This window comes from Sinorhizobium chiapasense, from assembly GCF_045277575.1.
Classification (GTDB): domain Bacteria; phylum Pseudomonadota; class Alphaproteobacteria; order Rhizobiales; family Rhizobiaceae; genus Ensifer; species Ensifer chiapasense_A.
In genome coordinates this window covers 1,122,948-1,136,657 of the sequence record NZ_CP144205.1, presented here as the reverse complement: position 1 = coordinate 1,136,657, position 13,710 = coordinate 1,122,948, and the positions used below count along the sequence as shown (strand labels likewise).

Here is a 13,710-nt window from a genome sequence, read left to right as displayed (position 1 = left end):
TTGGCTGCGGCTCTGTTCCTTCCGAAGACTTGAGCGTCTCCAGGCGGAAACGGTGCGCGCCGCGTCGCGGCACGCACCTTGGGTCTCTTTACTCGGCTGCGTCCGGCAATTGTGCCGCAGCGCCGGCGTCGTCGACCTTCGAGTTTTCGAGCTCGACCGAAAGGCCCAGCGAGCGCATTTCCTTGACGAGAACGTTGAAGCTCTCCGGAATGCCCGCTTCGAAGGTATCGTCGCCGCGGACGATCGCTTCGTAGACCTTGGTACGGCCGGCGACGTCGTCCGACTTGACCGTCAGCATTTCCTGCAGGGTGTAGGCCGCGCCGTAAGCTTCCAGCGCCCAGACCTCCATTTCCCCGAAGCGCTGACCGCCGAACTGCGCCTTACCGCCCAGCGGCTGCTGGGTGACGAGCGAGTACGGACCGATCGAACGGGCGTGGATCTTGTCGTCGACCAGGTGGTTGAGCTTCAGCATGTAGATGTAGCCCACGGTCACCTGGCGGTCGAACTGATCGCCGGTACGGCCGTCGTAAAGCGTCGACTGACCGGTCACCTTGAGGCCAGCCTTGGCCAGCATCTCGTTGACGTCGGCTTCGACTGCACCGTCGAAGACCGGGGTCGCGATCGACACGCCGCGGCGGGTCTGCTCGGCCAGGCGGACGATCGACTCGTCGTCGTACTGCTTGATCGGCTCACCCTTAGGACCGGATCCGATGACATCGTCGATGGTCGCGCGCAGCGGCTTGATGTCGCCACTCTCGTGGTAGGCATCGAGCATCGCGCCGATCTTCTTGCCCATGCCGGCGCAAGCCCAGCCGAGATGGGTTTCGAGGATCTGGCCGACGTTCATGCGCGACGGAACGCCGAGCGGGTTCAGAACGACGTCGACATGCGTGCCATCTTCCAGGAACGGCATGTCTTCGATCGGCACGATACGCGACACGACACCCTTGTTGCCGTGACGGCCGGCCATCTTGTCGCCCGGCTGGATCTTGCGCTTAACAGCGACGAAGACCTTGACCATCTTCATGACGCCCGGGGGCATTTCGTCGCCGCGCTGGACCTTCTCGACCTTGTCCATGAAGCGCTGTTCAAGGCGCGACTTGGATTCGTCGTACTGGGCGCGCAGAGCTTCGATCTCGCCCTGAGCCTTTTCGTCTTCGACGGCGAACATCCACCACTGCGAGCGGGGGTATTCGCTGACGACGAGGTTCGAAAGCTCGGTGCCCTTCTTGAAGCCCTTCGGGCCGGCAACGGCCGTGTGGCCACGCAGCATGTCGACGAGACGTGCGTAGACGTTGCGATCGAGGATCGCCTGTTCGTCGTCGCGGTCCTTGGCGAGGCGTTCGATTTCCTCGCGCTCGATCGCCATCGCGCGCTCGTCCTTCTCAACGCCGTGGCGGTTGAAAACGCGAACTTCGACGACGGTACCGAAGGTGCCCGGAGGCATGCGCATCGAGGTGTCGCGGACGTCGGAGGCCTTTTCACCGAAGATGGCGCGCAGAAGCTTTTCTTCCGGCGTCATCGGGCTTTCGCCCTTCGGCGTGATCTTGCCGACGAGGATGTCACCCGGCTGAACCTCAGCACCGATATAAACGATACCGGCTTCGTCGAGGTTGCGCAGCGCTTCTTCCGAAACGTTCGGAATGTCGCGGGTGATTTCTTCCGGACCCAGCTTGGTGTCACGCGCCATCACTTCGAATTCTTCGATGTGGATGGAGGTGAACACGTCATCGCGCACGATCCGCTCGGAGAGCAGGATCGAGTCTTCGTAGTTGTAGCCGTTCCACGGCATGAACGCGACGAGCGCGTTGCGGCCGAGAGCCAGGTCACCGAGGTCGGTCGACGGACCGTCAGCGATGATGTCGCCCTTGTTCAGAACGTCGCCGACGGTCACCAGCGGGCGCTGGTTGACGCAAGTGTTCTGGTTCGAACGCTGGAACTTCTGCAGACGATAGATATCGACGCCCGACTTCGACGGATCGAGGTCTTCGGTGGCGCGGATAACGATACGGGTCGCGTCGACCTGGTCGACGACGCCGCCACGACGGGCTGCGATCGCAGCGCCGGAGTCGCGGGCAACGACCGGCTCCATGCCGGTACCGACGAACGGGGCTTCGGCACGCAGCAGCGGCACGGCCTGTCGCTGCATGTTCGAGCCCATCAGTGCGCGGTTGGCGTCGTCGTTCTCGAGGAACGGGATGAGCGCGGCCGCGACCGAAACGAGCTGCTTCGGCGAAACGTCCATCAGGTTGATGTTGTCGCGCGGCGCCAGCATAACTTCGCCGGAGTGACGGCAAACAACGAACTCTTCGGAGAAGGAGTTGTCCTCGTTCAGCGGCGAGTTAGCCTGCGCCACGTGATACTTCGCTTCTTCCATCGCCGAGAGGTAGACGACGTCATTCGTCACCTTGCCGTCGACGATCTTGCGGTACGGGCTTTCGATGAAGCCGTACTTGTTGACACGGGCGAAGGTTGCGAGCGAGTTGATCAGACCGATGTTCGGGCCTTCCGGCGTTTCGATCGGGCAAATACGGCCGTAGTGGGTCGGGTGAACGTCGCGGACTTCGAAGCCGGCGCGCTCGCGGGTCAGACCACCCGGGCCAAGAGCCGAGAGACGGCGCTTGTGGGTGATTTCCGAAAGCGGGTTCACCTGGTCCATGAACTGCGACAGCTGCGAGGAGCCGAAGAATTCACGAACGGCAGCAGCGGCCGGCTTCGCGTTGATCAGATCCTGCGGCATGACCGTGTCGATCTCGATCGAGGACATGCGTTCCTTGATCGCGCGCTCCATGCGGAGCAGGCCGAGACGGTACTGGTTCTCCATGAGCTCGCCGACCGAACGAACACGGCGGTTGCCGAGGTTGTCGATGTCGTCGATCTCGCCCTTGCCGTCACGCAGCTCGACGAGCATCTTGACGACCGCCAGGATATCTTCCTTGCGCAGGATGCGCACGGTGTCGGCGACTTCGAGGTCGAGGCGCATGTTCATCTTGACGCGACCGACGGCCGAAAGGTCGTAGCGTTCGGCATCGAAGAACAGCGTGTTGAACATGGCTTCCGCGGAATCCATGGTCGGCGGCTCACCCGGACGCATCACGCGATAGATGTCGAACAGGGCGTCCTGACGGTTCTCGTTCTTGTCGGCCGCAAGCGTGTTGCGGATATAGGCACCGACATTGATATGGTCGATGTCGAGAACCGGGATCTCGTCGAATCCGGCCGAGAGGATGACCGGAAGGGTCTTCTCGTCGATCTCGTCGCCGGCTTCGAGATAGATCTCGCCGGTGGCGAAGTTGACGACGTCCTCGGCAAGGTAGTTGCCGTAGAGATCATCGTCGGTGGCCTTGAGTGCCTTCAGGCCCTTGTCCTGCAGCTGACGGAGCAGGCGCGGGGTCAGCTTCTTGCCGGCCTCGACAACGACTTCGCCGGTGTCGGCGTCGACCATCTCAGTGATCGCCTTCTGGCCCTTCAGCGCATCCGGCTGGAACGGCACGCGCCAGCCTTCGCCGTCGCGCTGGTAGAGCGACTTCGTGTAGAAGGTGTCGAGGATTTCCTCGCCATCCATGCCGAGCGCCATCAGCAGCGACGTCACCGGAATCTTGCGGCGGCGGTCGATACGGGCATGCACGATGTCCTTGGCGTCGAACTCGATGTCGAGCCAGGAACCACGGTAAGGAATGACGCGGGCTGCGAAGAGCAGCTTGCCCGACGAATGGCTCTTGCCCTTGTCGTGGTCGAAGAAGACGCCCGGTGAACGGTGCATCTGCGAAACGATAACGCGCTCGGTACCGTTGACGATGAAGGTACCGTTGTCGGTCATGAGCGGCATGTCGCCCATGTAGACGTTCTGTTCCTTGATGTCCTTGATCGACTTCGCGCCGGTATCCTCGTCAATATCGAACACGATGAGACGCAGCGTCACCTTGAGCGGCGCTGCGTAGGTCAGATCGCGCTGACGGCATTCTTCGACGTCGAACTTCGGCGGCTCGAATTCGTAGGACACGAACTCCAGCATCGATGCGCCCGAGAAATCCTTGATCGGGAAAACGGACTTGAAAACAGCTTGGAGCCCTTCGTCAGGGCGACCGCCCTTGGGCTCTTCAACCATCAGAAACTGGTCGTAGGACGCCTTCTGAACCTCGATGAGGTTCGGCATTTCTGCGACTTCTGGAATTTTACCAAAAAACTTGCGTACGCGCCTGCGACCGTTAAACGAAAGGGTCTGAGCCATCGTCGCTCCTTGTCAATCTTGCATCCGGGCCTGCAACGGACGGGAACCGATGGCCAGTCGATCCCGTCAATCAATGAGTAGTCCAATCTCGTCCAGCTAACGAAAAACGCTCAGCGCGGATTGCTGTGCTGCCTTCCGTTCGAGACCATCCTCTTGAAGAACCCATTACCCAAAAGCCGTTTTTCGACAGGCTTTTGGGTAATATGTTCTAAAAACGGTCAAAGAGAGGCGGCCTGAAAAGGCCACCTCCCCTTGCATGTAGCCGAATTACTTGACGTCAACCTTGGCGCCAGCTTCTTCGAGCTTCTTCTTGAGGTCAGCAGCTTCAGCCTTGGAAACTGCTTCCTTGACCGGCTTCGGAGCGCCTTCGACCAGGTCCTTGGCTTCCTTGAGGCCGAGGCCGGTGATGCCGCGAACTTCCTTGATGACGTTGATCTTGTTGGCGCCAGCGTCAACGAGGATAACGTCAAACTCGGTCTTTTCTTCTTCAGCAGCAGCAGCAGCACCGCCGGCAGCGCCGCCAGCAGCAGCAACAGCTACCGGAGCAGCAGCCGAAACGCCCCACTTCTCTTCGAGCATCTTGGAAAGCTCAGCAGCTTCCAGGACGGTGAGCGAGGAGAGGTCTTCAACGATCTTTGCGAGATCAGCCATTTTACTTTTCCTTTTGTTCGGTTCGAACTGGTTTTAAATACAGCAGCGAAAATCCGCCTTAGGCGGCTTCGTCCTTCTTGGCATAGGCCGAGAACACGCGAGCAAGCTGGCTTGCCGGTGCCTGAACAACCGTTGCGACGCGGGTTGCCGGGGCATTGAGAAGGCCCAGCAGCTTTGCGCGCAGCTCGTCGAGCGAAGGCAGGGTCGCGAGCGACTTGACTGCTTCGGCGTTGAGCGTGGTCGTGCCCATGGCGCCACCGAGAACAACGAGCTTGTCGTTGGTCTTGGCGAAATCCATGACAACCTTAGGAGCCGTGATCGGGTCTTCGCTGTATGCGATCAGCGTCTGACCCTTGAAGAGATTGCTCATCCCTTCCGACTCGGTGCCCTGAAGAGCGATCTTGGCCAGGCGGTTTTTCGCGACTTTGACGGTGCCGCCAGCAGCGCGCATCTTCGAACGGAAGTCGTTCATCTGCGCAACTGTGACACCAGCATAGTGGGCCACGACAACCGAACCGGAAGCCTTGAAGACTTCGTTCAGCTCCGTGACGAATTCGCGCTTTTCCGCTCTTTCCACTGTCTGTCTCCAGTTGACAGGGTTGCAATAATGCCCCCCTGCCGGGTTTGCCTTTGTCACCCGAGATCGAGCTCGATCCCTGATAACGCTTAAGGATCCTGTCCCTTGGCGTTCCCGGGAGAGCCGGGTCTGACACAAGGCAAGCGAGGTTCGAACCGAATTTCGACGCCTCCGGCGCCATGGTGAAATTCAGATCTTACCCGTCTCATGCAGGCCGAAGTGATTAAGGTAAAACCACCCGCAATCTCGGACAGGAGTTCCGGACTTGACGTCCGGAATTCCCGGCCCCGAAGGACCGGGAATTTGTGTGCCGGGCCGAAGCCCGAAAACAATTAGGCGACGCTGAGCGTGGCCGGGTCGATCTTGAGACCCGGGCCCATGGTCGACGAAATCGCGACGCGCTTGACGTAGTTGCCCTTGGCGCCGGTCGGCTTCGCCTTGATTACGGCGTCAGCGAAAGCGCGGATGTTTTCTTCCAGCGCCTTGGCATCGAAGGATGCCTTGCCAACGCCGGCGTGAACGATACCAGCCTTCTCGACGCGGAACTCGACGGCGCCGCCCTTGGATGCCTTGACGGCACCAGCAACGTCCATCGTAACCGTGCCGACCTTCGGGTTCGGCATCATGCCACGCGGGCCGAGAACCTTACCGAGACGACCGACGAGCGGCATCATGTCCGGGGTGGCGATGCAGCGATCGAAATCGATCTTGCCGCCCTGGACGATTTCGACGAGTTCTTCCGCGCCGACAACGTCAGCACCGGCAGCCTTGGCTTCGTCAGCCTTGGCGCCACGGGCGAAAACAGCGACGCGAACCGAGCGGCCGGTGCCGTTCGGCAGGTTGACAACGCCACGAACCATCTGGTCGGCATGGCGCGGGTCAACGCCGAGGTTCATCGCGACTTCGATGGTCTCGTCGAACTTGGCGGTCGCACGTTCCTTGACCAGCGATACGGCTTCGGTGAGGCCGTAGATCTTCGCCGGATCGATGCCCTCGCGGGACTTCTGTACACGCTTTGCAATCTTCGCCATGGTCTTAGCCTACCACTTCCAGGCCCATAGCGCGGGCAGAGCCCTCGACCATAGCCATTGCGCCTTCGATATCGGCAGCGTTGAGATCCTTCATCTTGGCTTCGGCGATCGACTTGATCTGAGCCTTGGTGAGCTTGCCAGCCGAAGTGCCCTTACCCGGGGTCTTCGAGCCGGACTGGATCTTCGCTTCTTTCTTCAGGAAGTAGCTGACCGGCGGCTGCTTCATGACGAAGGTGAAGGACTTGTCCTGGTAATAGGTGATGACGACCGGGATCGGCATACCCTTTTCCATTTCCTGCGTGGCGGCGTTGAACGCCTTGCAGAATTCCATGATGTTAATGCCACGCTGACCGAGCGCAGGACCGATCGGCGGGGACGGATTGGCCGACCCAGCCTTCACCTGCAGCTTGAGCTGGCCTGCAACTTTCTTAGCCATTTCTCTCTGCCTTTTCTAAAATCCTCTCGCGACGGATCGCTCCAAGGATCGATTGCGCCGGTTTCCCGGCTTTTGCCGACCACGGGGATCGGCGGCTGCGGTTGCGTGGTGCGGAACATCCGACCCGGCTAAGGCCAGCTTCCTTCCACGCGCATGCGGATTTCTCCGCCAGAACGGGTCGTGACCCGCCCTATCTCTTGAGATCTTCTCAGACCTTCTCGACCTGACCGTATTCCAGTTCGACCGGCGTCGCGCGACCGAAGATCGACACCTCGACCTTGAGGCGCGAACGCTCTTCGTCGACGTCCTGAACGACGCCGTTGAACGAGGCGAACGGACCGTCGGAGACGCGAACCTGCTCGCCGATCTCGAACGAAACCGACGGCTTCGGACGCTCGACGCCGTCCTGGACCTGACCGAGAATGCGCTCAGCCTCATGATCCGGAATCGGAACCGGCTTGCTGTCGGTACCGAGGAAACCCGTCACCTTCGGCGTATTCTTGATAAGGTGGAATGCCTCATCTGTCAGGTTGGCGCGAACCAGAACGTAGCCCGGGAAGAACTTGCGCTCGGCGTCGACCTTGCGGCCACGACGCACTTCGACAACCTTCTCGGTCGGCACGAGAATCTTCTCGAACAGATGCTCGAGACCCTTCTGCTTGGCCTTTTCCTCGATCGATTCAGCGACCTTCTTTTCGAAGTTCGAATAGGCGTGAACAATGTACCAGCGCGCAGCCATGCTACCCTCCACCCAATCAAGCGCCAACGTTGAGGACGAGGCCGATCAGCCATCCCATCAACTGGTCCGCAGCAAAGAAGAAGGCGGCGGCAAAAAAGACCATGACAAAAACCATCAGCGTCGAGATCATCGTCTCGCGCCGAGAGGGCCAAGTCACTTTCGACGTCTCAGAGCGAACCTGCTGCAGAAACGTTACCGGATTCGTTTTGGATGCCATGTAATGCTCACGCCATTACGGCGCGTAAAGCCGATGATTCAGCCCCACGCACCGCGTGTCTGTTTGGACCCTACATAAAGACCGATTCTGAAAACCACAAGAGCCAATCAGTCTTTTTTGTGAATTTCACCAGCCGGGTAACCGGCCCTTAAACTTACTCTGCCGAACCCTCAACCTTTATGCAAGTGTCGAGGAGAATGGCAGGGGCAGAGGGGCTCGAACCCCCGACCTGCGGTTTTGGAGACCGCCGCTCTACCAACTGAGCTATACCCCTATTCAGCGGCGCCTTTCGTCTAACGACGCGTCACCGCCTCAAGTCAGCGGCTTCATATTCAGTTTGCCGGAGGATGACAAGCATCTTTCACCGAAGAAGCAAAAAAATCCTCATCGGATTGAGACGACACCTCCCCTGGCGGCTTTGGTACTGCACCAACGGGCGCAAGTCATTGCCGAGCCAATCGGAATTTTCCACAGGCGCAGAACCAAAGGAGCCGCTACCCTGCCGGCAATTGGCCGGAGCCGAATCAATGTCGCGCATCACGTTGGTCGAATACGATCCCTGCTGGCCATCGCTCTTCGAAGAACGAGCCGTGGCCGTAACCACCCTGCTCTCCCCTTTCGTCAGCGAGATCCACCACATCGGCAGCACGGCAGTACCGGGCCTGGCGGCGAAGCCGAAGATCGATATCGATGTCGTCGTCTCGGATCAAAGGATGCTGCCGGAGCTCGGCGCGCGCCTTCGTAGCGCCGGCTACACCTTTCACGGCGATCCGTACGCAGACGGCCTCTGGACGTTCACCGCCGATACTCGCCCCTGCGGCACACGGCTCTATCTCTGCGGAACCGACAACGCCGCGCATGCGGTACGCCTCCGCGATGCGCTCCGCGAGCACAAGGATCTCGCCCGCCGCTACGAGACGCTGAAACGGCGGCTCGCAAATGAGGCGAAGGGTGACTGGGATATCTACACGAATGGGAAGCACGGCTTCGTAAATGAAGTCCTGACACTGGTGGCAACGAAAAAGGGCCCCGCTGTCGCCAGCGGGGCCCTCTGAAGAACTGTAACCCTAGGGATTACTCGACGATCGAGGCAACGATGCCGGCGCCGACGGTACGACCGCCTTCGCGGATCGCGAAGCGCAGCTTTTCTTCCATCGCGATCGGAACGATCAGCTCGACGTCAACCGTGACGTTGTCGCCCGGCATAACCATTTCCGTGCCTTCCGGCAGCGTCACGATGCCCGTCACGTCCGTCGTGCGGAAGTAGAACTGCGGACGATAGTTCGTGAAGAACGGCGTATGACGACCGCCTTCTTCCTTCGTCAGGATGTAGGCTTCGGCCTTGAACTTCTTGTGCGGCTTGACCGAACCCGGCTTGCACAGGATCTGGCCACGCTCGACGCCGTTGCGGTCGACACCGCGCAGCAGCGCACCGATGTTGTCGCCGGCCTGGCCCTGGTCGAGCAGCTTGCGGAACATTTCAACGCCCGTGCAGGTCGTCTTCGTCGTCGGACGGATGCCGACGATTTCGATTTCTTCACCGACCTTGACGATGCCGCGCTCAACGCGACCGGTCACAACCGTACCGCGGCCCGAGATCGAGAACACGTCTTCGATCGGCATCAGGAACGGCTGGTCGATCGGACGCTCCGGCGTCGGGATGTAGGCGTCAACCGCTGCCATCAGCTCGCGGATCGCGTCTTCGCCGATCTTCTTGTCCGAATCTTCCAGAGCAGCAAGCGCCGAGCCCTTGATGATCGGAATGTCGTCGCCCGGGAATTCGTAGGACGACAGAAGTTCGCGAACTTCCAGCTCGACGAGCTCGAGAAGCTCGGCGTCGTCAACCTGGTCGACCTTGTTCAGGAACACGACGATCGCCGGAACGCCGACCTGGCGGGCCAGCAGGATGTGCTCGCGGGTCTGCGGCATCGGGCCGTCAGCGGCCGAGCAAACCAGGATCGCGCCGTCCATCTGCGCCGCACCGGTGATCATGTTCTTGACGTAGTCGGCGTGGCCGGGGCAGTCAACGTGAGCGTAGTGACGGTTCGGCGTCTCATACTCAACGTGCGCCGTCGAAATCGTGATACCACGGGCCTTTTCTTCCGGAGCGGCGTCGATTTGGTCATACGCCTTGAACTCGCCGAAGTACTTCGTGATCGCTGCCGTCAGCGACGTCTTGCCATGGTCAACGTGGCCAATCGTGCCAATGTTAACGTGCGGCTTGTTGCGCTCAAATTTGCTCTTTGCCATGGGTACGTTTCCTGTGGTCAAGTATGAATGATCAGCCGGCAGGGCCGGTTTGTGGAGCCGTTTAAGGGTTTCAGTGGATTTGCGCAAGACTTAATTGCGTACGCCCGGACCGGTCGCCGACGGCCTTTTCCTATCGAAATGTAAGAACGGTGAAGCGCCGACGCAAGAGTGGGTATCTGCGAATCACAGATCGCCAGCCAAGCAAGATAAACAATGGTTTATCACGAGGCGCTGAAGCGTCGATTTAAGTGGGGATTTGGAGAAAGTTCGCGGCTGGAGCGGGTAGCGGGAATCGAACCCGCGTATTCAGCTTGGAAGGCTGCTGCTCTACCATTGAGCTATACCCGCGGGCCTTCGATCCAGAAGCAGAATGGTGGAGGGAGTTGGATTTGAACCAACGTAGGCTGAGCCAACGGATTTACAGTCCGTCCCCTTTAACCACTCGGGCATCCCTCCATTATTCTGTCGGGATCTTTCGACCAAGCATTTGAGATCGCGAGACAACCAGCGACTTGTCGTTGCCGCTCTCGATCTGTGGCCGGGTATATGACTGCCCTCTTTCGTCCTGTCAACACGGCTCAATGGAAAATTTCTGAATTTCTCCACAGCGACAATTCCGGACCGCTTACGGAAAACCATTTCGCCCCGCCTGCAACCTCTCTATAAGACGCCCATGAGCAAAGATCGCACCGGCGACAAGAGCGCCAAGGACACCCATTACGCCAACCTCAGGCGCGCCCACCGCGACGCCAGGCGGGAACGTGGCGAAATCCCAACGCCAAAACAGGAGAAGCGCCGCAAGGCGCCGGCCGACTGGAAGCCGCCGCAACTCGCGCCGGAGCAGGTCCTGCTCTACGGCCTGCACACGGTTCGCGCCGCCCTCGACAATCCGGCGCGCCAAGTCGTTCGCCTCAGCGTTACGCAGAACGCTGCTGCCCGGCTGGACCTCGGCGAACTGTCGGCCCTGCCCTTCCCGGTCGAGACCGTGACGCCGCAGGATCTCGACAAGATCCTCGGCCCTGATGCGATCCACCAGGGCGTTATGCTCGAAACGCGCCCCTTGCCGCACCGCAAGCTCGAAGCGCTTCGCGACTGCCCCCTGATTCTCGTCCTCGACCAGGTGACCGATCCGCACAATGTCGGTGCCATCATGCGCTCCGCCGTCGCCTTCGACGCCGGCGCGCTGATCACCACCATGCGCCATAGCCCGACCGAATCGGGCGTGCTCGCGAAATCCGCCTCAGGCGCGCTGGAGATGATTCCCTATATCCAGATCACCAATCTTGCGGATGCGATCGAGGAACTCCATCGGCTGGGCTTCCAGACGATCGGCCTCGATTCAGAAGGACCGCAGCCGCTCGAGGGTACATTCAGCGGTGAGAAGGTCGCGCTCGTTCTCGGTTCCGAGGGCAAGGGGCTGCGGCAGAAGACCCGTTCGATCGTGACGGACCTTGCCCGGCTCGACATGCCCGGCGCGATCAAGTCGCTGAACGTATCGAACGCGGCGGCGATCGCCATGTATGCTGCGCGTCAGTTCCTGAACCGCTGAGATCTCCAGGCAAAGCCGACCGCCCCATCGCGACGACCATGCGGGCGGTCGCATTGCCCAAGGCTCAGCGCAGCGACACCGAAGGCCGCGCATTGACGCGTTCTTGGGCCTGTGGAAATCTCCGCATCGTTGGGATCGGAGAACTTCCATGGTCATCGCACTGGCGTCACGCATTTCCATGTTTCAGCTGCTGGTTTTGACTGCGGTCTGCCTCGGTCCGCACACCGCCTCCGCGGCCGGCGACATCGATCCCGCCATCATCGCGGCGCAGACGGGCGATTATCTGGTCGCGCCGCTCGATGGCGCCGACGGATGCACGCTCACATTCACCGCGGACGAGGCGATCGGCGGCTACGCCGTTGCCGGAGCCGAGGGCTGCGCCAAAAGCTTGCCAATCCTTGCCGACGTCGCCGCCTGGAATTTCGACGGGAGTGGTGGCCTGTTGCTGATCGACGTCCTGCGAAAGGTTCACGCCCGCTTTGAAGAGAGCGAGGGATCCCCTCTCCAGACAAACGGCGAGAACGGGCCTCTGCTGGCGCTCGTACCTGCGGTGGACGGCATCTCGCATCTGCCGGCGCCGGCCAATATGAAAGGCGCATGGCAGATGAAACGTCCGGACGGAAGCGCCGTCTGCCAGGTGAGCTTCACGGGGACCGCCGACAATGACGGCAATCTCGGGCTGTCCGTGGAGGAACCTTGCGAAGGCGCCGTCAGAAAACTGAAACTGCGGAGCTGGACAGCAAACGGCCTTGGCATAACCCTGATGGGAGACGGCGGCAGTTCGCTCGCCTTCACGGCCACGGCTTCCGGATTCGAGAAAGACCGGAACGAAGGCGGCAAGCCGCTGCTCCTCGTCAGAAACTGACCGATTGCCGCGTGAGGTCTGGAGGCGTGCTCATCCCGGCCGTCGGACAGCCGTCGCGCAACTTCTTCCAGGTGGTGACATTGAGGTTCATCTCGCAGCGCGCGAGATAGGCGTTGCCGTCGACGCGCACGCAGGCAATCTGCCCAAGTTCATATTTCGAACCATCGCGGTTGCGGCAGGTGCAGCCATGATCCGGCGGCGCGGCAAGGGCGGCTTCGGCGGCGAGCAAAAGGGCCACCGTAGCGGTCATGCCCCAAAGGATCGTCCGCCCGTTCATCATGAAGGCAATATAAAGCAAATCGTAATAGACGAAAACGGACAATGCCGGCTGCATTCGCAACCGGCACCGTCCGCAAGCAGGGCCGAGGCCCCTCCACCGGATCACCGCCGTGATCCGCTGAACCCATCTTTATTTTTAGCTCGCCAGGCGAAGCACATTGCCCTCGGCAATGGTCTTTTCGGCTTCGGCGATCGCGAACTGCTTGGAGTCGGCGCTGAGGTTCAGGCCTTCGGCGCGGACGAACTCGACATCCGTGACGCCCAGGAAACCGAAGACCGTCTTCAGGTAGGATTCCTGGTGGTCCATCACGGCAGCCGGACCGGCGGAGTAGTGACCGCCGCGGGTCGAGGCGACGATGATCTTCTTACCCTTGGCGAGGCCTTCCGGACCACTTTCGGTGTAACGGAAAGTCTTGCCGGAGACGGCGATGCGGTCGATCCAGGCCTTCAGCTGGCTCGGAATACCGAAGTTGTACATCGGCGCGCCGATGATGATCGTGTCAGCAGCCAGGAATTCTTCGAGCATGTCGCGGCCAAGCTTGACGTCGGCGGCAAGGTCGGCGTCCACGCCTGCGAGATCTGCGGGAGCCATGATCTGGGCGCCGGTCAGGTGCGGGAGCGAGCTGGCGGCGAGGTCACGATAGGTCACCGTTGCATCCGGGCGGTCTGCCTTGACCTGAGCAGCGAGTGCGGCCGTCAGGCGGCGGGAAACCGAGTGATCACCGAGGATACCGGAGTCGATATGAAGAACATTCATGGGAACACCTTTGTGTTTGCGTTGCGGTGGTCCACATATGAGGGGAAAACAATCACCCGATAAGCCAGTGGATATTTGACATACTGTTTCCAGACGGAAACAATCATCCCAAGCATCCGCACTTCGGA

13 protein-coding genes and 3 tRNA genes are annotated in these 13,710 nt (G+C 60.4%); 3 read left to right on the top strand and 13 right to left on the bottom strand.

The window, feature by feature from the left end; genetic code table 11:
* Nucleotides 1–88: 88 nt before the first annotated feature.
* From rpoB to QM996_RS05455, 8 genes are all read right to left on the bottom strand, one after another.
* Nucleotides 89–4,231, bottom strand: coding sequence for a DNA-directed RNA polymerase subunit beta (rpoB, locus tag QM996_RS05490; protein WP_500269610.1), 4,143 nt, complete (start codon nucleotides 4,229–4,231; stop codon nucleotides 89–91).
* A 267-nt stretch (nucleotides 4,232–4,498) separates the two neighbouring features.
* Entirely contained in the window at nucleotides 4,499–4,882 is a 384-nt protein-coding gene (rplL, locus tag QM996_RS05485; RefSeq protein ID WP_173516246.1) for a 50S ribosomal protein L7/L12, read from the bottom strand.
* A gap of 58 nt (nucleotides 4,883–4,940) precedes the next feature.
* Nucleotides 4,941–5,459: a 50S ribosomal protein L10 gene (gene rplJ / locus QM996_RS05480; RefSeq protein WP_104668466.1), complete on the bottom strand. Its 519-nt coding sequence runs from the start codon at nucleotides 5,457–5,459 to the stop codon at nucleotides 4,941–4,943.
* A 332-nt stretch (nucleotides 5,460–5,791) separates the two neighbouring features.
* Nucleotides 5,792–6,490 carry a 50S ribosomal protein L1 gene (gene rplA, locus QM996_RS05475; protein WP_247961097.1) on the bottom strand — a complete coding sequence of 233 codons (699 nt, stop codon included), beginning with the start codon at nucleotides 6,488–6,490 and terminating at the stop codon, nucleotides 5,792–5,794.
* A gap of 4 nt (nucleotides 6,491–6,494) precedes the next feature.
* Complete coding sequence (rplK, locus tag QM996_RS05470) at nucleotides 6,495–6,926, bottom strand: 50S ribosomal protein L11 (RefSeq protein WP_500269609.1); 432 nt, start codon at nucleotides 6,924–6,926, stop codon at nucleotides 6,495–6,497.
* 208 nt (nucleotides 6,927–7,134) lie between these two features.
* Complete coding sequence (nusG, locus tag QM996_RS05465) at nucleotides 7,135–7,665, bottom strand: transcription termination/antitermination protein NusG (protein ID WP_034795476.1); 531 nt, start codon at nucleotides 7,663–7,665, stop codon at nucleotides 7,135–7,137.
* A gap of 16 nt (nucleotides 7,666–7,681) precedes the next feature.
* Nucleotides 7,682–7,882, bottom strand: a complete 201-nt coding sequence (secE, locus tag QM996_RS05460) for a preprotein translocase subunit SecE (protein ID WP_173516242.1) — start codon at nucleotides 7,880–7,882, stop codon at nucleotides 7,682–7,684.
* Between the two features lie 198 nt (nucleotides 7,883–8,080).
* Nucleotides 8,081–8,156: transfer RNA gene (locus QM996_RS05455), tRNA-Trp, on the bottom strand.
* A 253-nt stretch (nucleotides 8,157–8,409) separates the two neighbouring features.
* Between QM996_RS05455 and QM996_RS05450 the strand changes: the two genes are divergently transcribed.
* A complete protein-coding gene (locus tag QM996_RS05450) occupies nucleotides 8,410–8,937 on the top strand; it encodes a GrpB family protein (protein ID WP_500269608.1) in 528 nt (175 codons plus the stop codon).
* Nucleotides 8,938–8,956: 19 nt separating this feature from the next.
* On the opposite strand, the gene tuf is transcribed toward QM996_RS05450, so the two are convergent.
* The 3 genes from tuf to QM996_RS05435 all read right to left on the bottom strand — a co-directional run bounded on the left by tuf (nucleotide 8,957) and on the right by QM996_RS05435 (nucleotide 10,588).
* A complete protein-coding gene (gene tuf / locus QM996_RS05445; protein ID WP_336174473.1) occupies nucleotides 8,957–10,132 on the bottom strand; it encodes an elongation factor Tu in 1,176 nt (391 codons plus the stop codon).
* Between the two features lie 274 nt (nucleotides 10,133–10,406).
* A tRNA-Gly gene (locus tag QM996_RS05440) sits at nucleotides 10,407–10,480 on the bottom strand.
* Nucleotides 10,481–10,503: 23 nt separating this feature from the next.
* Nucleotides 10,504–10,588: transfer RNA gene (locus QM996_RS05435), tRNA-Tyr, on the bottom strand.
* Nucleotides 10,589–10,805: 217 nt separating this feature from the next.
* Here QM996_RS05435 and QM996_RS05430 point away from each other — a divergent pair.
* Both QM996_RS05430 and QM996_RS05425 read left to right on the top strand, forming a co-directional pair.
* A complete protein-coding gene (locus tag QM996_RS05430) occupies nucleotides 10,806–11,681 on the top strand; it encodes a TrmH family RNA methyltransferase (protein WP_500269607.1) in 876 nt (291 codons plus the stop codon).
* 148 nt (nucleotides 11,682–11,829) lie between these two features.
* Nucleotides 11,830–12,546: an AprI/Inh family metalloprotease inhibitor gene (locus tag QM996_RS05425; RefSeq protein WP_500269606.1), complete on the top strand. Its 717-nt coding sequence runs from the start codon at nucleotides 11,830–11,832 to the stop codon at nucleotides 12,544–12,546.
* Here QM996_RS05425 and QM996_RS05420 read toward each other — a convergent pair.
* Nucleotides 12,536–12,796 carry a hypothetical protein gene (locus tag QM996_RS05420; RefSeq protein ID WP_500270257.1) on the bottom strand — a complete coding sequence of 87 codons (261 nt, stop codon included), beginning with the start codon at nucleotides 12,794–12,796 and terminating at the stop codon, nucleotides 12,536–12,538. The two genes, QM996_RS05425 and QM996_RS05420, sit on opposite strands and share 11 nt — an antisense overlap.
* 165 nt (nucleotides 12,797–12,961) lie before the next feature.
* Nucleotides 12,962–13,582 carry an FMN-dependent NADH-azoreductase gene (locus QM996_RS05415; RefSeq protein WP_500269605.1) on the bottom strand — a complete coding sequence of 207 codons (621 nt, stop codon included), beginning with the start codon at nucleotides 13,580–13,582 and terminating at the stop codon, nucleotides 12,962–12,964.
* Nucleotides 13,583–13,710 lie beyond the last annotated feature (128 nt).